The 16,781-nt window shown below is 74.3% G+C and carries 17 protein-coding genes; 8 read left to right on the forward strand and 9 right to left on the reverse strand.

What is annotated here, in order from left to right:
- Positions 1-110: 110 nt before the first annotated feature.
- From MNZ29_RS04790 to glp, 3 genes are all read right to left on the reverse strand, one after another.
- The gene (locus MNZ29_RS04790) at positions 111-2,312 is read right to left on the reverse strand and encodes a S9 family peptidase (RefSeq protein WP_242339286.1); all 2,202 of its coding nucleotides are present in this window, start codon (positions 2,310-2,312) and stop codon (positions 111-113) included.
- 122 nt (positions 2,313-2,434) lie between these two features.
- Positions 2,435-3,337: a molybdopterin-guanine dinucleotide biosynthesis protein B gene (gene mobB, locus MNZ29_RS24860; protein WP_242339284.1), complete on the reverse strand. Its 903-nt coding sequence runs from the start codon at positions 3,335-3,337 to the stop codon at positions 2,435-2,437.
- Positions 3,334-4,500 (reverse strand): gephyrin-like molybdotransferase Glp, encoded by a 1,167-nt coding sequence (glp, locus tag MNZ29_RS04800; protein ID WP_242353179.1) that lies wholly within the window; start codon positions 4,498-4,500, stop codon positions 3,334-3,336. Before glp ends, mobB begins: the two co-directional genes overlap by 4 nt.
- A gap of 354 nt (positions 4,501-4,854) precedes the next feature.
- Between glp and MNZ29_RS04805 the strand changes: the two genes are divergently transcribed.
- The 7 genes from MNZ29_RS04805 to MNZ29_RS04835 all read left to right on the forward strand — a co-directional run bounded on the left by MNZ29_RS04805 (position 4,855) and on the right by MNZ29_RS04835 (position 10,297).
- Positions 4,855-5,511, forward strand: a complete 657-nt coding sequence (locus tag MNZ29_RS04805; protein ID WP_242339280.1) for a Crp/Fnr family transcriptional regulator — start codon at positions 4,855-4,857, stop codon at positions 5,509-5,511.
- Positions 5,512-5,560: 49 nt separating this feature from the next.
- Positions 5,561-5,773, forward strand: coding sequence for a twin-arginine translocase TatA/TatE family subunit (gene tatA, locus MNZ29_RS04810; protein WP_242339278.1), 213 nt, complete (start codon positions 5,561-5,563; stop codon positions 5,771-5,773).
- Between the two features lie 408 nt (positions 5,774-6,181).
- Positions 6,182-6,604 carry a universal stress protein gene (locus MNZ29_RS04815; RefSeq protein WP_242339276.1) on the forward strand — a complete coding sequence of 141 codons (423 nt, stop codon included), beginning with the start codon at positions 6,182-6,184 and terminating at the stop codon, positions 6,602-6,604.
- Positions 6,605-6,717: 113 nt separating this feature from the next.
- Positions 6,718-7,869 (forward strand): sensor histidine kinase, encoded by a 1,152-nt coding sequence (locus MNZ29_RS04820; protein ID WP_242353190.1) that lies wholly within the window; start codon positions 6,718-6,720, stop codon positions 7,867-7,869.
- Positions 7,870-7,883: 14 nt separating this feature from the next.
- On the forward strand, positions 7,884-8,600 hold the full coding sequence (locus tag MNZ29_RS04825) for a response regulator (RefSeq protein ID WP_242353200.1): 717 nt from the start codon (positions 7,884-7,886) through the stop codon (positions 8,598-8,600).
- A complete protein-coding gene (locus tag MNZ29_RS04830; protein WP_242339270.1) occupies positions 8,597-9,718 on the forward strand; it encodes an ATP-binding protein in 1,122 nt (373 codons plus the stop codon). The genes MNZ29_RS04825 and MNZ29_RS04830 overlap by 4 nt, the downstream gene beginning before the upstream one ends.
- Before the next feature lie 60 nt (positions 9,719-9,778).
- Positions 9,779-10,297, forward strand: a complete 519-nt coding sequence (locus MNZ29_RS04835; protein WP_242339268.1) for a PH domain-containing protein — start codon at positions 9,779-9,781, stop codon at positions 10,295-10,297.
- Positions 10,298-10,326: 29 nt separating this feature from the next.
- Here the strand turns inward: MNZ29_RS04835 and MNZ29_RS04840 are convergent, their stop codons facing one another.
- From MNZ29_RS04840 to MNZ29_RS04865, 6 genes are all read right to left on the reverse strand, one after another.
- Positions 10,327-11,760, reverse strand: a complete 1,434-nt coding sequence (locus tag MNZ29_RS04840) for a sigma-54 dependent transcriptional regulator (RefSeq protein WP_242353233.1) — start codon at positions 11,758-11,760, stop codon at positions 10,327-10,329.
- A gap of 137 nt (positions 11,761-11,897) precedes the next feature.
- Positions 11,898-12,569 (reverse strand): TatD family nuclease-associated radical SAM protein, encoded by a 672-nt coding sequence (locus tag MNZ29_RS04845; protein WP_242353202.1) that lies wholly within the window; start codon positions 12,567-12,569, stop codon positions 11,898-11,900.
- Between the two features lie 118 nt (positions 12,570-12,687).
- Positions 12,688-12,996, reverse strand: a complete 309-nt coding sequence (locus MNZ29_RS04850; protein ID WP_242339264.1) for a TraR/DksA C4-type zinc finger protein — start codon at positions 12,994-12,996, stop codon at positions 12,688-12,690.
- 173 nt (positions 12,997-13,169) lie between these two features.
- Positions 13,170-13,565, reverse strand: a complete 396-nt coding sequence (locus MNZ29_RS04855; protein ID WP_242339262.1) for a hypothetical protein — start codon at positions 13,563-13,565, stop codon at positions 13,170-13,172.
- Positions 13,566-13,576: 11 nt separating this feature from the next.
- Positions 13,577-14,722, reverse strand: a complete 1,146-nt coding sequence (locus MNZ29_RS04860) for a zinc-dependent alcohol dehydrogenase (RefSeq protein WP_242339260.1) — start codon at positions 14,720-14,722, stop codon at positions 13,577-13,579.
- Positions 14,723-14,793: 71 nt separating this feature from the next.
- Positions 14,794-15,438 (reverse strand): nicotinamidase, encoded by a 645-nt coding sequence (locus tag MNZ29_RS04865; protein WP_242339258.1) that lies wholly within the window; start codon positions 15,436-15,438, stop codon positions 14,794-14,796.
- Between the two features lie 170 nt (positions 15,439-15,608).
- Between MNZ29_RS04865 and MNZ29_RS04870 the strand changes: the two genes are divergently transcribed.
- A partial coding sequence (locus MNZ29_RS04870; RefSeq protein WP_242353204.1) for a 3'-5' exoribonuclease YhaM family protein occupies positions 15,609-16,781 on the forward strand: 1,173 nt, incomplete at its 3' end.

Consider the following 16,781-nt stretch of genomic DNA (forward strand, 5'->3'; position numbering starts at 1 on the left):
CCGGGGTGTCAAGGAGCGGCGGAGGGCAGCTCGACGGTGAACCGCGGCGTCGCCGAGCGGCGCTCTCCCCGACCTCGAGGCCGCCGCCAGAGCGCCGCGTGGGCGCCGGATCAGAGCGGGGTGGTCCCCGCCGCCGCGCTCCCCCCGGGCGCGAGGTGGGTCCGCAGGAACGCGGCGGTCTCCTCCCACCGGCGCACGACCGCGGTCGGCTCGGGGAGGAGGTGCGTGGCGCCCGCGACCGGCAGGAGCTCGAAGCGGCGGCCGGCTCGGAACAGCGCGTTCCCGAGCTTGAGCGCGTGGGAGAAGAACACGTTGTCGTCTGCGGTGCCGTGCAGGACGAGGAGCGGCCGCGTGAGCCCCGGGGCCCACGTGAGGAGCGAGCTCGCGTCGTACCCGGCGCGGTTGTCGTCGGGGAGCCCGAGGTAACGCTCGGTGTAATGCGTGTCGTAGTCGCGCCACTCGGAGACGGGCGCGCCCGCCACCGCGGCGTGGAACACGTCGGGGCGGCGCAGCACCGCGAGCGCCGAGGCGTAGCCGCCGAAGGACCAGCCCGTGATCCCGACGCGCCCGAGGTCCAGCTCCGGGAGCTCCGCCGCGAGCGCGCGCAGCCCGGCGATCTGGTCCTCCAGGACGATCGAGGAGAAGTCGCCCTTCACCGCGCGAGAGAACGCGCGGCCGCGGCCGGTCGTCCCGCGGCCGTCGATCCGGACGACGAGGAACCCCTGATCCGCGAGCCACTGCTCGGCGAGGAGCGGCGCGCGCACGGCGCGCGGTCCGGAGGGCCCGCCGTAGACGTCCACGACCACGGGGAGCTTCGCGCCCGGAGCCGCGCCGCGCGGGCGCACCACCGCCGTCCAGAGCCCCTCCCCCGCGCCGACGCGCCGGAGCTCGGTCGTGGGGGCGAAGGGCGGCTCCTCCGCGACGCTCGGCAGCTCCGCCAGCCGCTCCCCGCCCCGCGCGAACACGGTGGTGCGCGCCGCGTGGGTGAGCGTGGTCCACGTCACCGCCACCGCCCCGCCCTTCTCCGCCGCCACGGCGCGCGCGAGCGCGGGGCCGTCCTCTCCGAGCGCGAGCGTCTCGGGCGGCCCGCCGCGGCGCACGCGCTGCACCACGGTCCGCGTCGGATCCGGCGCGGCGGTGTAGACGAGCTCGTCCTCGTCGCGGTCGTAGCCGGCGAGGTCGACGAACCCGGACGACGCCGGGACGACGCTCGCGCGGAGCGCGCCGTCGGCGCCGCGCAGCTCCACCTCGGGGGCGCCGTTCCGCTCCGTCTCCCAGTAGAAGCTCCCGTCGCGCCGGAAGCGCGGGAACGCCTGGAAGAGCTCGACCCACGCCTCGTCCCGCTCGTCGAGCAGCACGCGCGTCGCGCCCGTCGCGGGGTCGGCCGCGAGGAGCCGCAGCTCGGTCTGCGCGCGGTTCTGCACGACGAGCGCGAGCGGGCCGCCCGCCTCCCAGCGCACGGTGGCGAGGTAGGGGAACGCCTCCCGGTCCCAGCGGACGAGGACCGGCCGACCCCCGGAGGCGGGCACCACGGCGAGGCGCACGGCCGCGTTCGGCGTCCCGGCGCGGGGGTACGCCACGTCCTCGCAGCGCGCCTCCGGGCGCGCCGGATCGCAGAGCGCGAGGCGCTGCACGGGCGCCACGTCCACCTCCGCGTAGGCGAGCCGGCGCCCGTCGGGCGACCACCAGTAGCCCTCCTGCCGCCCCATCTCCTCCTGCGCGACGAACTCGGCGAGGCCGTTCGTGATCGAGGCGGAGCGCGCGCGGGTGATCCGCCGGGTGCGGCCCGACGCGAGCTCGAGGACGTGCAGGTCCCGGTCCTTCACGAAGGCGAGCGCGCCGCCGTCCGGCGATAAGCGCGGATCGAGCACGCCGTCCGCCCCCGCGACCGGCGCGGCCCTCCCCGTCGCGCGCTCGAGGAGCCACAGGCGCCCGCCGAGCGCGAAGGCGATCCGGCGCCCGTCGGGCGACGCCGCGTAGTGCGTGATGCCGCGCGCGAGGATGCGCTGCCGCTCGAGCCGCGCCGCCTCCGCCGCCGTCGGGGCGAGCGCGCCGCCCGCGAGCGCCGCCGGCGAGAGGAGCTCACGCGTCTCGCCGGTGCGGAGGTCGGTCTCGTAGAGCGACTGGACGGCCGTTCGCGGCCCCGAGCGGAGGAAGAGCGCGTGCTGCCCGTCCCGCGCGAGCGTGACGCGGGTCGGCCTGCCGGCGCGGAAGCCGCGGGTCTCGGCGAGCTGGGTGAGGAACGGGGCCTGCGGCGGGGGCACGGGCGGCTGCGCCGCGGCGAGGAAAAGCGAGCAGAGGAGCGTCACCATGCGGGCCCATGTCTTAGCACGGGCCTCGCGCGACGCAGCCGGGCCGCCGAAAGCGCGAGCGCCGCCGGGGAGCTCCCGGCGGCGCCGTGATCACCGCTGGATCGCGTCATCGCGTCAGCGCGTCAGCGCGTGCGGCTCGTGCGGCTCGTGCGGGACGTGCGCCGCGCCGTGCCGCGCCGGGCCGCGCCGCGCTTGGTCGTCGTGCCGCGCTTCGAGCTGGTGCGCGCCGCGGAGGAGGAGCGCCCCGCCCGCGCGCCGGAGCGGCTCTTCTTGCCGCCCTTGCGGCCGATCTCCGAGTAGAACTCCGGGCCACGCGCGCGAAGCGTCGCGTTCCCGCCCTTGCGCCCCGCGTCGCTGCGGGAGGCGCCGCTGCGGCGGCTGCCGCGCGCGCGCGCCGTGGCGCCCTTCCGGTTCGTCGTCTTCTTCGGCATGCGTTCCCTTCTCCCGAGCGCTCGCGTGCGCTCGCTTCCTTTCGCGGAAACCCTGCTCACGGTGGGTCGCACCCGCAAGCGCTCGGGGCCCCCGGCCCGGGCACCGAGCAGGCGGAAGCGCCCGCAGAGGAGGTCGGCGAGCCCCTCCGCGTCGTCGGGATCGAGCGCGGGGATCCGCCGCCGCGTGGGCCGCGTGCCGACGATCGCGAACACGCGCGGGTCTGCGTCCGCGAGCAGCGCCCGCGACACGCCGGGGCGGTACACCTCCACGCGCGGGAGCGGCTCGCGCTTGAAGCCCTCGGCGAGCACGAGATCCACCTCGGGCAGGAGCCGCGCGAGCGCCCGCGCGCCGCCGGCGGGGGGGCCGAAGTAGGCGAGCCCGTGCGGACCCTCGATGGCCGCCGCGACCGCGCCGGCGCGGCGCAGCACGTCGGTGTCCTTGCCGGGCACGTCGAACGGGTGCGGGTGGCCGGTGTGCTTCAGGACCCCCACGCGAACGCCGCGGCGCACGAGCACCGGGATGAGGCGGGAGAGGAGCCGCGTCTTGCCGGCGCCGGAGGCCCCGGACACGGCGACGAGGGGCGCACGCCTCACGCGTCGTCGCCGAGCAGCCACGCCGTCACCTCCGCGCCCTCGGGGAGATCGCCCGCGTCGGCGGGCACGAGGAGCAGCGCGTCCGCGAGCGCCGGCCCGCGCACCTGCGCGGCGTCCTTCCCGAGCGGCCGCGCGCGCCCGCCGCCCTCGAGGCGCGCCCACACGAGCCGCGCGCGACCCGGTCTGCCCTCGGTGACCTCCGCGAGCCTCACGGGTAGCGCCGGGCGCTCGCGGCGGGCCGCACCGGCCCGGGCGAGGAGCGCGGGCCGCGCGAACACCTCGAACGCGACGAGGCAGGCGGAGGGGCTGCCGGGCAGCCCGAACACCGGCGTCGCGCCGGCGAGCGCGAACAAGAACGGCTTGCCGGGCTTCATGGGCACGCCGTGCACGCGCACGTCCGCGCCGAGGCCGGCGAGCGCCGCGGGCACGTGGTCACGCTCGCCCACGGACACGCCGCCGATCGTGACGACCGCGTCGCAGGTCCGCGCGGCCTCCGCGACCGCGGCGGAGACCGCCTCGAGCCGGTCCTCGACCGCGCGGCGGACGACCTCGAGGCCGAGGGCGCGGACGAGGCCCGCGACCGCGACTCCGTTCGAGTCGGGCGTGCGCCCCGTCACGACCTCGTCCCCGGTGGAGATGACGGCCACCCGCGCGCGCCGGTGGACGCTCACCGGATCGGCGCCCACCGCGGCGAGGAGCGCCGCCTGGCGGGCGCCGAGGCGGGTCCCCGGCTCGAGCGCGAGCCCGCCCGCCGCGACGTCCTCGCCGGCGAGCCGGACGTTCTCGCCGCGCCGCGCAGCGGCGGCGAAGCGCACGCGCCCGCCCTCCGCGTGCGTCGCCTCCTCGCGCACGACCGTGTCCGCGCCGGGGGGCAGCGGCGCGCCGGTGAAGATCCGGACGGCGGTCCCGGGCGTGAGCGGCGCGCCCGCTTCCTCTCCGGCGTAGCGCGAGCCCGTCACGGCGAGCACGCAGGGCCCGGTCACGTCCTCCGCACGAACCGCGTAGCCGTCCATGGCCGAGCACGTCGCGGGCGGCGCGGGGACGCGCGCGCGCGCGGGCGCGGCGAGGTACCGGCCGGCGGCGTCGCCGAGGGCGACCTCCTCGGCCTCGAGCGGCGAGATCGCGGCGAGCACCTCGTCGCGGATGCGCAGGAGCCTCTGCATGCGCGCGCATCATGCCACGCGCGCGCGGCGCGGGCCGTCCGCACGGCGCGTCACCCGCGCCTGCGGAGGTCGCCTGCGCTCACGCCCGAGACGGCGCCGTGCTCGCCCCCGCCGCCCGTGCCGCGACGCGCGGATCCGTCCTGCGCGAGCGGCCGCGAGACCGCGCGGGGACCGGGTGGAGGAGCGGGTCCCCGGACGAGCCTCCGCAAACCTTGCGCACACCGGAGGGCCCCCGAACCGCAAACGCATTGTCTGCACGGAGCGCCCTATAAAACCCCGGGCGTACGCGGGCCTAGCTCGTGCAAACAGACGCCGATCAAGTAAAAGGAAGTCTGTCGCGGGGGAGGAACTGCGGTGCTCTCGAACGCTCCGGTCTCTGACTGCAACGCCTGCTCGCTGGGTCTCGCTTCGCAGGGGCGCTGCCGGCTGACGCCCACCTCGCGCGAGTCCGGCGCCACGATCTGCGCGCAGGGCGAGCGCCCCCGGACCGTCTACTTCGTCAAGGAAGGCTTCGTCGCCCTCTCGGCGGTGAGCCCACGCGGCTCCGAGCTGCTCCTCTCGCTCCGCGGGCCGACGTCGCTCCTCTGCACCGAGTCGCTGCACGGCGAGCCCTCGCCCTTCGAGGTCCGCGCGCTGTCGCGCGTGAAGATCTGCGGGATCGGCGGCGACGCGATGTCCCAGTGGATTGGACCCGAGAAGAGCGCCGCGCGGGTCGTCCTCGATCTCCTGCTCACCGAGTCTCGCGCCCAGCGCGACGAGGTGAACTGGCGCCAGGGCGACTGCCTCTCGCGCGTCGCGCGCTTCGCGCTCGCTCACGCCCGCTTCCTCGCGGATCGCCCGAACGCGGTTCGCAAGCAGGTGGTGGCTCGGCTGCTGGGGATGCGCCCGGAGACGCTCTCGCGCTGCCTGACGAAGCTCGAGAAGGACGGTGTGGTCGACGCCTCTCGCGGCGTCCGCGTGCTCGATCAGCGCCGCCTCGCGGCGATCGCGATGGAAGACAACGCGGCCTGATCCCTGTTAGAAGAGGGCCGTCGCACCGAGGTTCAGAAAGGACTCCCGCATGTTTCCCAAGCTCGGAATGGGCGAGCTCGTCGTCATCCTGCTCATCGTCGTGATCCTGTTCGGGTCGAGCAAGCTCCCTCAGCTCGGAGCGGGCCTGGGTCAGGGCATCCGCAGCTTCAAGAAGTCGTTCTCGGGCGAGGACGAGGAGAAGCCGGCGGAGCCGAGCGCCTCCTCGCAGGATCAGGCGTCGAAGGCCGGCAAGCAGGCGTAGCCGACCTCGCACCGCGCGACCGCGCGGTCCCCATCTTCCGACTCTCGTCGGGGGCGAGCGCGACCGTGCTCGCCCCCGCGCCTTTTGCGGCCTTACCGGCGCGCCTCCCTTCCCGTTACCTCGCACATGATCCTCGGCCGGCGCGCGGGATGCGTCCCACCGCCCGGACCCGCTCGAGCCGTCCCACCCCGTGTGGGCCCAGCCTCGCGCGCGCCCCGTTCCGCGTTCGCTCGCACAGGCGGTCGCCAGCGGCCGGGAGATGCCCAGGCGGGTTGCGAGCCCGAGGAAAGCACCGGCTCGCGGGCCCGGCCGGCGGGCGAATCGCGCCGCTCCGCGCGGTCCCTCCGGAGCGTGACGCGAAGGCATCCCCCTTGAATGGTTGGAGCGTCACGCAGGGGGGAGAACACCATGAAGCGCATCCTGGTCGCCGTCGACGGCTCCGACTCATCGCTCAAGGCGGCCCGCATGGCCGCCGACATCGCGCTGCGCTTCGGCGCCAAGCTCTCGCTCGTCCACGTCGTCCCGAAGCTGCTGCTTCCGCCGGACGTGTACGGCCTCACCATCGCCGAGGTGGAGCGGGAGCACCGCGCCTACGCGGACCGCCTGCTCGAGCGGGCCGTGGAGGCCATCGAGGAGCCCGCCATCGAGGTCAGCACCTCCGTGCTGTACGGCGCGCCCGCCGAGGCGATCGCCGAGGAGGGCGCGGCGGCCGACGTCGGCATGATCGTCGTCGGGAGCCGCGGCCACGGCGCGGTGGCGCGCATGTTCCTCGGCAGCGTCTCCGACCGGCTCATACACATCAGCCCGAAGCCCGTCCTGGTGGTGCATTAGACGGCAGCGCGCGCGGCACCGGACGCGCCGCCGCCGGGCCCGCGCGAGGGAGGGCTCCGGGTGCGGCAGCGCCGGGCCGTTCGCCCGTTGACCGGAGGGGGGCGCGCCGCTAGATGAGCGGTGTGCCCGAGACGGTCTTCGACGAGCTGAAGCGGTACGTCCGCTGGGGGGAGACCGACGAGCAGGCGCTCCGGACGCTGCACGGGTTCGCCGCGCCGCAGTTCCAGCTCCTGGCCGAGGAGTTCTACGACCGCATCCTCAAGCACGAGGGGGCGCGCGCCGCGCTCGCGGGCGGCGAGAGCCAGGTCGGTCATCTGAAGGTGACGATGGTCGCCTGGCTCGATCGGCTCCTCGCGGGGCCGTGGGACGAGGCGTACTGGGAGCAGCGCTACCGGATCGGCCGGGTGCACGTCCGCATCGGGCTGCCGCAGCACTACATGTTCGGAGCGATGAACGTGCACCGGACGGGGCTCGCGCGCATCGCCTACGAGGCGTTCCACGACGATCCGGACGCGCTCCAGCGCGTGCGGACCGCGCTCGGGAAGATCCTGGACCTCGAGCTCGCGGTGATGCTGCACACCTACCGCGACGACCTCCTCGCCCAGCAGGCGCGCGTCGAGCGGCTCTCCACCTTCGGTCAGCTCGTCGGCTCGATCGGCCACGACCTGCGCAACCCGCTCGGCGTGATCGAGACGTCGCTGTACATCCTGCGGACGCGCATCGGCGAGGGCGACGAGCGCGCGAAGAAGCACCTCGACCGCATCGGCGAGCAGCTCGGCGTCGCGAACGGGATCATCACGAACCTGCTCGACATGATCCGTAACCGCCCGCTCGCCCGCGAGCGCGTCGCGCTGGCGGAGGTGCTGGGCGGCGCGGCGGCGGTGGTGAAGCGCCCCGCGGGCGTCTCCCTCGACCTCGACGGGCTCGACGCGATCCCGGAGGTGGAGGGGGATCCGGTCCAGCTTCGGCAGGTGTTCGTGAACCTGCTCGAGAACGCGGTCTTCGCCGCGTCGCCCGAGGGCGCCGTGGCGGTCCGCGCGCGCGCGGCCGACGGGAGCGTCGCGCTCGAGGTGGAGGACACCGGCCCGGGCGTCGACCCCGCCACACGCAGGCGGCTCTTCGAGCCGCTCATCACCACCAAGGACAAGGGCATCGGTCTCGGGCTCGCGCTCGTGAAGCGGATCGCCGAGCGCCACGGCGGGACGGTCGAGTACTCCGATCGCCCGGGCGGCGGCGCGCGCTTCACGGTTCGACTGCCCGCCTGACGCGCGAGGTCTCCATGCGCCGCTACCTCATCGTGGACGACAACCGCGAGTTCGCCGAGAACCTCGCCGAGATCCTGCGGGACGCGGGCGACGAGGTCGCCATCGCGGAGAACGGGCAGGAGGCGCTCGAGCTCGCGCACGGGTCCCGCTTCGACGCGCTCCTCACCGACATGCGGATGCCGCTCATGGGCGGCGCGGAGCTCGTGCACGAGATCCGCCGGGTGGACCCGGAGGCCGCCGCGATGGTGATCACCGCCCACGTCGCGGACGACGCGATCGAGGCCGCGCGGCGCGAGGGGCTCCTCGCCGTGCTGCCCAAGCCGGTCGCCGTGAGTCGGCTCCTCGACCTGCTCGCGGTGGCGCGCCGCGACGGGCTCGTCGCCGTCGTCGAGGACGACCCCCGCATGTCGGACAACCTCTGCGAGGCGCTGCGCGGCCGCGGGTTCGCCGCCGTCACGGCCGCGTCGGTGCTCGAGACGGAGCGGCTCGGCCCGGTGAAGCCCTTCTGCGCGCTCGTCGACCTCCGCGTCCCCGGCGGAACGGACGGCGAGGCGATGCGCCGGCTCCGCGAGAAGTTCCCCGGGCTGCCGATGATCGTCGTGACCGGCATCCCCGAGGTCCCGGCGCTCCCGCACGAGGGGTACTTCACGAAGCCGTTCGACACCGCGGAGCTCCTCTCCGCCGTGGAGCGGCTCCACCGCCACCGCGGCGAGGCGGTCGCGCGCCCATGAAGGACGCCCCCAAGCCGGCGCGCATCCTCGTCGTCGACGACAACGAGGGGCTGGTCGACAACCTCTGCGAGATCCTGGACGGCGCGGGCTACTCGGCGCGCGGCGCCGGGACCTGCCGGCAGGCGCTCGCGACGGCGCGCGACGGGTTCGACGTCGCGCTCGTGGACCTGCGACTGCCGGACGGCGACGGCACCGCCCTCGCCCCCCAGCTGAAGGAGCTCTCGCCCGACGGAGAGGTGGTGCTCCTCACCGGCTTCGCCACCCTCGAGTCGGCGGTCGCGGCGGTGCGCGCGGGGGCCTGCGCGTACCTCGTGAAGCCGTGCGCGACGCAGGAGCTGCTCGTCACGGTCGAGCAGGCGATGCGGCAGGTGCGCCTCCACGGCGAGAAGCGCGAGCTCTCGCGGCGCGCCCAGATGGCCGAGCGGCTCGCCACGGTCGGCACCATGACCGCCGGCCTCTCGCACGAGATCCGCAACCCGCTGAACGCCGCGGCCCTGCAGCTCTCCGTCCTGGAGCGCCGCATCCAGAAGCTCCACAAGGACACCCAGGGGCCGCTCCTCGAGCCGCTCACGCTCGTGCGCGACGAGATCAGGCGGCTCGATCACATCCTCGAGGACTTCCTCCAGTTCGCCCGGCCGCGCGAGTTCGTGGCGCGGCCGATCGAGGTGGCCCCGCTCCTGAACCGCATCCTGGATCTGCTCGGCGCCCAGGCCGAGCGGCGCGAGATCCGCCTCGAGCGCGAGCTCGAGCCGGTGCCGCCGGTCGCGGGCGACGAGGAGCGGCTCCGCCAGGTGCTCGTGAACTTCGGGCTGAACGCGCTCGAGGCGGTGAAGGACGGCGGCCTCGTGCGAGTCTCCTGCCGGGAGGTGCCCGCCGCGAGCGGCACCGGCGAGGCGCCGGGCCAGGTCGCGATCGTCATCGACGACGACGGCCCCGGCGTCCCGCCCGAGTCGCGCGACCGGATCTTCGAGCCGTTCTTCACCACCAAGGCGAAGGGCTCGGGGCTCGGGCTCTCCATCGTGCACGCGATCGTCACGCAGCACGGGGGCACGATCACCGTCGCGGAGTCCCCCGAGGGCGGAGCGCGGTTCGTCCTCGAGCTGCCGCAGGCGCGCTGAACGGCGCGATTCGCGTCATCGAAGGTGTCGCGAAGTGGACTGTCGTCTACTGTCTCCGGCATGCACCGCTTCCGCGCTCCCTGGGACCGCTCACTCCGGATCACGACCGCGCTCGTGCTCGTCCTGATCGTCGCCGCCGCGGCGACGGCGCTCGCCGCCGCCGCGCACGCGGGCTGGTCCCTCCCCCGGGTGGCGCTCGCCGCGCTCGTCGCTGCCGTCCCCGTCGGCGCATGGGCGCTCGGGCCCCGCGGCTTCGTGATCGGGGGCGGCTTCCTCCGCATCGAGCGGAACGCCTGGCCGGCGCGACTCGTACCGCTCCGCGAGGTCCGCACGGCCGAGCCCCTCGCCCCCGACGCCCTGCGCGGTGCGCTCCGGCTCCTCGGCACGAGCGGGCTGTTCGGACACTACGGGCTGTTCCGCTCGCGCGCCCTCGGTCGCTTCCGGATGTACGCGACGCGCAGCGCCGGGCTCGTGCTGGTGCGCGCGGGCGGAGCTCAGTACGTCCTCTCGCCGGACCGGCCGGAGGCGTTCCTGGCGACGATGGCCGCGTCAGTCGCGGCGGCTCCGCGCGGGCGCTGAGGTCGCGCCCGGCGGGCGGGCCGCCTGCCCTACTCCGCCCCTTCCGCCTTCTCCGCCTCGAGCTCCCCGTGCTCGCGGGGCTCGCGGTTTCCGGAGGCGTACTCCTTCAGCCGGTACTGGATCTTGCGGACGCTGATCCCGAGGATCTCGGCCGCGCGCGAGGTCGAGCCCCCGACCATCTCGAGGGTGCGGAGGATGGCCTCGCGCTCGATCTCGTAGAGCGTCGCGCCGGGGATGAGGGCGCCCGGGGACCGCTCGCGCGGCCGCGGCCCGCGCAAGGTCGGCGGCAGGTCGTCCGCGGTGAGCTCGGTCGCCTTGCAGAGCACGACGGCCCGCTCGACGACGTTCTCGAGCTCGCGCACGTTGCCGGGCCAGTCGTGCGAGAGGAGGGCGTTCAGCGTGCCCGGCGCGAGGCCGCGGATCTCCTTGCCGTAGGCCTTCGCGTACTTGTCGATGAAGTGGGAGACGAGCGCGGGGATGTCGCCCTTGCGCTGGCGCAGCGGGGGCAGCGTCACCGCGACCACGTTCAGCCGGTAGTAGAGATCCTCGCGGAACTTCCCCGCCTTCACCTCGGCGGCGAGATCGCGGTTCGTGGCCGCGACGAGCCGCACGTCCACCTTGATGGTCTGCGTGCCGCCGACGCGCTCGAACTCCTTCTGCTGCAGGACCCGCAGGAGCTTGATCTGGAGCGCGGGCGAGATGTCGCCGATCTCGTCGAGGAACAGCGTCCCGCCGTCGGCGAGCTCGAACCGCCCCTCCTTGCGGCCGATGGCGCCGGTGAAGGAGCCCTTCTCGTGCCCGAAGAGCTCCGACTCGAGGAGGGTCTCGGAGAGCGCCGCGCAGTTCACCTTGATGAACGGCTTGTCGGAGCGCGGCGACTCCTCGTGGAGCGCCTGCGCGATGAGCTCCTTGCCGGTGCCGGACTCGCCGAGGATGAGGACGGTCGCGCGGGTCGGCGCGGCGCGCTTGACGACCTCGTAGACGGCCTGCAGCTCCGGGGCGTCGCCGACGATGTTGTGGAACCGGTAGCGCTCGCGGACGCGCTCGCGCAGGTTCGCCGTGTCTCGCTGGAGCCGGAGCTTCTCGAGCGCCTTCTCGAGCACGACGATGACGGCGTTCACGTCGAGCGGCTTGACGAGGTAGTTCTCCGCCCCGGCCCGCATGGCCTCGACCGCCGCCTCGACGCTCGCGAAGGCGGTCATCATGACGAACACCGCGTCGGAGCCCTGCTCGCGCGCCCGCTTGAGGAGCGTGATGCCGTCCATGCGCGGCATCCGCACGTCCGCGAGGACCGCCGCGGGGGCGAACCCCGGCAGCAGCGCGAGCGCCTCCTCGCCATCCGCCGCCTCCGCGATCTCGTAACCCTCCTCGGTGAGGATGGTCCTGAGCGCGACGCGCGCGTTTTGCTCGTCGTCGACGACGAGGATCCGCTCTTTCCCCGAGCGGCCGGCCGTGTTCGGAATGTTCACCGTTGCCTCACGCCAAGCGCAAACCGTGCAGGATGCCGCACGTTATGCATGATCCTGCGCGCGAGATCCACCAGATCTCGACGCAAGTCCCCAATCCTACGGGACAAAGCCGCTTACCAACCCCGCCTGGCTCACGCGCTTCCCTGGGGGAGCGAGCCGGCCCCCTCGACCCGACCGAGCCGGTCGAAGGGTCTCCACCGGAACCGGGCCCCGAGTGACTCGGCCACGCTCCGGCACGCCTCCTCGGACAGGCCGGGGAGCGCAACCGCGCTCGCCGCCACATCCGGGATGCAGCGCACCGCGCTGCGGATGAAAGCCTTCACGGACTCGTACGCCGCCTCGCCGTACCGGCTCGGGCAGATCCGTGCGTAGGTCGCGGGGTCCGCCGCGTTGAGCGAGACCGAGACGGCCGAGATCCCAGCGGCCGCGAGCGCGGGAGCGACGTCGTAGCCCTCGCGCAGGGACGCCAGCCCGTCGGTGTCGACCCGCACGCGCTCCACGCCCGCTGCCCGCAGCCTGCGAGCGACCTCGAGCAGGACGGCGAGCCGTCGCGTCGGCTCGCCGAGGCCGGTGAAGACGACCTCGGATCGCCCTGCGATCCCGGCGTGCACGGCCGCTTCCCAGACCTCGTCCGCGCTCGGGTTGCGGGCGAGGCGGAGGTCGAACCCGCCCACCGTCCAGTCGTCGTCGCGGATCTTCGGACAGAAGACGCACGCGAGGGTGCAGGCGCTCGTCAGGTTCAGGTAGAGCGCGTCGCCAAGCGAGTAAGCGAGCGTCGGCTCGCGCTGTGCGATCTCGGGCAACACGGGCGGGTGAAATAGCAGGCCCCCGCCTGGAGCGCTACACGACGACGCCTGCGGGCGGGAGTGACTACCTCTACAACCGCCCGGACCGGCCTGCGATTTCGCTTGAAGCGCCGCGTCAATCCAGGAGGTGCACGTGGCCGCTGCAGGCCAGGCAGTAGCGCGCCTCGGGGATCGCGCGGAGGCGCTGCAGGCCCAGCGGGCCGCCGCAGTTGAGGCAGCGGCCGTAGCTCCCCTCCTGGATCCGCGCGAGCGCCGCGTCGATGTCGGCGAGCTCCCGCCGGGCCAGCTCCGAGACCGGATCGGGCATGGCCTCGTAGTCCGTCCAGCGCGCGGCGGGATCCGCTGCGGCGTGGGACGTTCCCTGGCTGAGTGAGCGGCGGCGACGCAGCAGGACCTCGCGCGCCTCCGCCTCGATACGACTCATGGGGTCCGCCCCTCTTCACGAGGCGTGCCTCCAGGAATCCCGCGTGATTCCGCGATGTACCCGCCAGAGTTTGCGTGCGGCCGAGCAGGTGACGCACGCCTTGCGCAGCGCCGAATGGGGCTCCACGTCCAGAGCCGCCGCGGGTTCGGGGGCGCAGTCCCCGCCTCGACACCTCACCGCCTCAGCGCGCGAGACACGCCCACGTAGCCGACTGCGAGCGCCGCCGCGATGGGCAGGAGCCAGAGGCCCGCCGCGAGGCGGTGCTCGATCACGTCGAGCCTGTCGCCCGCGAGCAGGAGCGCCCAGCGCGTCGCGCGGTGCTCCGGCACGCGATACGCGAGGCGCCGCACCGCGCCGGAGAGCGCTCGCGGCGGCGCGGCGGTGCCGAACACCGGCGTCGCGTGCAGGAGCCCCGACCGCGCGAGCGGCGTCAGGTCGTGCTGCTGCTCGGGCCTGTCCCAGTGCGCGCCGGGGTCCGGTGCGCGCCGCTCGCGCGGCACGCCCGGACGCACGCCCGTGGCGCCGTCGATGCCCGCGCCGGAGACGTTCACTCGACCCGCGTCGTCCATCTCCTCCCCCTCTACGCGCTCGGCACGAGCACGCACTTCACGCAGCCGTCCGCCTTCGCGTCGAAGAGGTCGTATGCCTCCGGCGCGCGCTCGAGCGGGAACCGGTGCGTGATGAGCCCCTTGCCGTCGAGCCGGCCCGCGCGGACGTGCTCGAGCAGGTGCGGCATGTAGCGCTTCACGTTCGCCTGGGCCATCCGGAAGGTGAGGCCCTTGTTCATCGCGACGCCGATCGGGACGAGGTTCGCGGGCGGGCCGTACACGCCGACGATCGAGACGGTCCCGCCCTTGCGGACCGAGTGGATCGCCCAGTGGAGCGCGATCGACGATCCGGGCGCGAGCTTCAGCTTGCGCCCGACGAGCGTCTGCCACGCCGAGCCGGAGGCCTCCATCCCCACCGCGTCGACGACCACGTCCGGACCGTGCCCGCCCTTCAGCGCCTTCAGCGCGGCGATGGGATCGTGCTCGCGCCGAAGGTCGATCGTCTCGGCGCCGGCCCAGCGCTCGGCGAACCCGAGCCGCGCCTCGATCCGGTCGACCGCCACCACCCGCGACGCGCCGAGGAGCCACGCGGAGCGCGCCGCCACGAGCCCCACCGGCCCGCAGCCGAGCACCGCCACCACGTCGCCCTGGCGGATCGCGCCCATCTCCGCGGCCTGGTAGCCCGTGGGCAGCACGTCGGACAGGAGGAGCACGTCCTCGTCGTCGAGGTCGTCGGGGATCTTCATCGGGCCCACGTCCGCGAACGGCACCCGGACGTACTGCGCCTGGCCGCCGTCGTAGCCGCCGGTCGTGTGCGAGTAGCCGAACACGCCCGAGGCGAGGTCGTTCATCGGGTTCGAGGACTCGCAGTCGCCGTACAGCCCGCGCTCGCAGTAGAAGCAGGTGCCGCACGAGATGTTGAAGGGCACGACGAGCCGGTCGCCTGCGCGCACGCCGCGGACCGACGACCCGATCTCCTCGACCACCCCGGTGAACTCGTGCCCGAACGTCGTGCCGACGCGGGTGTCCGGGACCATCCCGTGGAAGAGGTGCAGGTCCGAGCCGCAGATCGCGGCGCGGGTGACCCGCAGGATGACGTCATCCGGGTGCTCGATCCGAGGCGCGGGCTTGTCCCTCACCCGCACCCGGTACGGCCCCTCGTAGACGAGCGCGCGCATCGCCCTCCCCACGGGAAAGGTTCGACGTGCCCGCGCGGAGCGCAAACGGGACGCTCGCGCGGCCGCCCGAGCTAGGCGGTGTCGAGCTCCGAGGAGCGCACCAGGCGGACGCCCGCCCGGGCGAACGCGCGGTCGATCTCGGTCCGGCGCTCCGGGAAGACCGCGCGCGTCAGGTCGTCGAGCACGAAGGTCTCGAAACCCTCGGCCGCCGCGTCCTCCGCGGACCAGAGCACGCAGAAGTCTCGCGCGAGGCCGCACAGGAACACGCGCCGCACGCCGCGCGCGGCGAGCCACGCGCCGAGGCCGGTGGTGGGGCGGTGCCCGTCCGGCCCGACGTTCTCCCGGAACGCGCTGTAGGAGTCCACCGTGAGGTGGATGCCCTTGCGCAGGATCATCGTGGCCGCGACGTCCGGGAACTCCGGGTGGAGGGCCGAGCCGCGGCTGCCGCGCACGCAGTGGTCCGGCCAGAGCTCCTGGGGCCCCTGCGCGAGGGCGATCGTCTCGTAGGGCTTCGCGCCGGGATGGGCCGACGCGAACGAGACGTGTCCCGGCGGGTGCCAGTCCTGCGTCGCCACCACCGTCGCGAAGCGCGGCGCGAGCCGCGCGATCGGCGCGACGATGGCGTCGCCGTCCTCGACGGCGAGGGCGCCGCCCGGCAGGAAGTCGTGCTGCAGGTCGACGGCGAGGAGGGCGTCGTGCTCGCGATCGATTCGCATGCGTCTCCAGTTTAACCGGGGCGCGCGCCGCGTTCCCCTCCTCGCGCGCGCCGCCCTCCGGCCACCCGGCCGGGGGGAAGTCCAGGACCGCGCGCGCCGCGCGAAGAGGCCCGGAACCGGCCGGAATCCGTGTTGTCTCGGGCGCGGGCCTGAGCTAGCTTGCGCGCACCATGGACAAGATCTGGGTCAAGGACGTCAAGGAGGGCGAGCGGCTGAAGAGCGTCTTCCTCGTCGCTCGCAAGGCGGTGCCCACCGCGAAGAGCGGCAAGACGTACCTGTCGGTCACCTTCCAGGACAAGACGGGGGAGCTCGAGGCCCGCGCGTTCGAGCGCGTGGACGAGCTCTCGGGGCTCTTCGACGAGAAGGACTACGTCGAGGTCGAGGGCCCCATCGGCGCGTTCCAGGGCAAGCCCCAGCTCAAGATCGAGACGGCGGCCAAGGTCGCCGACGCCACGGCGCTCGACGCGGCGGAGTTCGTGTGGGCGCCGCCGCCGGAGCCCAAGAAGCCCGAGAAGCCGGGGCCGAGCGAGGGCGAGGACGCGCTCTGGAAGGAGCTCGTCGGCATCGTCGACGTCATCGTCGATCCGCACCTGAAGAGCCTCGTGAAGGCGTTCGTGGACGACGAGGACGTCGCGAGCCGCATGCGCCGCGCCCCCGCCGCGAAGTCCGTCCACCACGCCTACGCGGGCGGCCTGCTCGAGCACACCGTCTCGTCGCTCAAGCTCGCGCACCGGATCGCCGACCACTACCCGCAGGTGGACCGCGACATGCTCGTCGCCGGCGCGTTCTTCCACGACCTCGGCAAGATCCGCGAGATCCAGGGCGATCGGAACGCCGAGTACACCGACGAGGGCCGGCTGGTGGGCCACCTCGTCATGACCGCGCAGTGGGTGCACGACAAGGCCCGGCGCGTGGGCGTGCCGCGCGACCTCGAGCACCACGTCGTGCACATGGTCCTCGCGCACCACGGCCGGCTCGAGTACGGCTCGCCGAAGCCGCCGATGACGCTCGAGGCGCTGCTCACCCACTACATCGACGAGCTCGACAGCCGCGTGAACTCCTGGCTCAACCTGATGGCCAAGGAGTCCGGCTCGAAGCGCTGGACCTCGTCGGACAACGTCTACGAGCAGCAGATCTGGCGGGGCCAGCTCCCCACCGTGCAGGCCGAGAAGAAGGGGCCGCCGGCGGAGCTCATGACGCCCGTGATCTACGTGCCGCGCGAGGGCGGCGGCGCCGGCGGCGGACCGAAGCGGAACAAGCCGCCGCGCGAGAAGCGCGCGCCCGCGCCGCGGCCGCCGCCCGCGCAGGGCGAGGCGAGGCCGGCCGAGGGCGCCCCGGCGCCG

It is taken from the genome of Anaeromyxobacter sp. SG64 (assembly GCF_022690745.1).
In the GTDB taxonomy this organism is placed as follows: Bacteria; Myxococcota; Myxococcia; order Myxococcales; family Anaeromyxobacteraceae; genus Anaeromyxobacter; species Anaeromyxobacter soli.

Excerpts from the sequence above, each read along its gene's own strand:
- MNZ29_RS04790 (WP_242339286.1), bottom strand. The coding sequence starts at position 2,312 with ATGGTGACGCTCCTCTGCTCGCTTTTCCTCGCCGCGGCGCAGCCGCCC.
- glp (WP_242353179.1), bottom strand. The coding sequence starts at position 4,500 with ATGCAGAGGCTCCTGCGCATCCGCGACGAGGTGCTCGCCGCGATCTCG.
- tatA (WP_242339278.1), top strand. The coding sequence starts at position 5,561 with ATGTTTCCCAAGCTCGGAATGGGCGAGCTCGTCGTCATCCTGCTCATC.
- MNZ29_RS04815 (WP_242339276.1), top strand. The coding sequence starts at position 6,182 with ATGAAGCGCATCCTGGTCGCCGTCGACGGCTCCGACTCATCGCTCAAG.
- MNZ29_RS04820 (WP_242353190.1), top strand. The coding sequence starts at position 6,718 with ATGAGCGGTGTGCCCGAGACGGTCTTCGACGAGCTGAAGCGGTACGTC.
- MNZ29_RS04825 (WP_242353200.1), top strand. The coding sequence starts at position 7,884 with ATGCGCCGCTACCTCATCGTGGACGACAACCGCGAGTTCGCCGAGAAC.
- MNZ29_RS04830 (WP_242339270.1), top strand. The coding sequence starts at position 8,597 with ATGAAGGACGCCCCCAAGCCGGCGCGCATCCTCGTCGTCGACGACAAC.
- MNZ29_RS04835 (WP_242339268.1), top strand. The coding sequence starts at position 9,779 with ATGCACCGCTTCCGCGCTCCCTGGGACCGCTCACTCCGGATCACGACC.
- MNZ29_RS04850 (WP_242339264.1), bottom strand. The coding sequence starts at position 12,996 with ATGAGTCGTATCGAGGCGGAGGCGCGCGAGGTCCTGCTGCGTCGCCGC.
- MNZ29_RS04855 (WP_242339262.1), bottom strand. The coding sequence starts at position 13,565 with ATGGACGACGCGGGTCGAGTGAACGTCTCCGGCGCGGGCATCGACGGC.
- MNZ29_RS04860 (WP_242339260.1), bottom strand. The coding sequence starts at position 14,722 with ATGCGCGCGCTCGTCTACGAGGGGCCGTACCGGGTGCGGGTGAGGGAC.
- MNZ29_RS04865 (WP_242339258.1), bottom strand. The coding sequence starts at position 15,438 with ATGCGAATCGATCGCGAGCACGACGCCCTCCTCGCCGTCGACCTGCAG.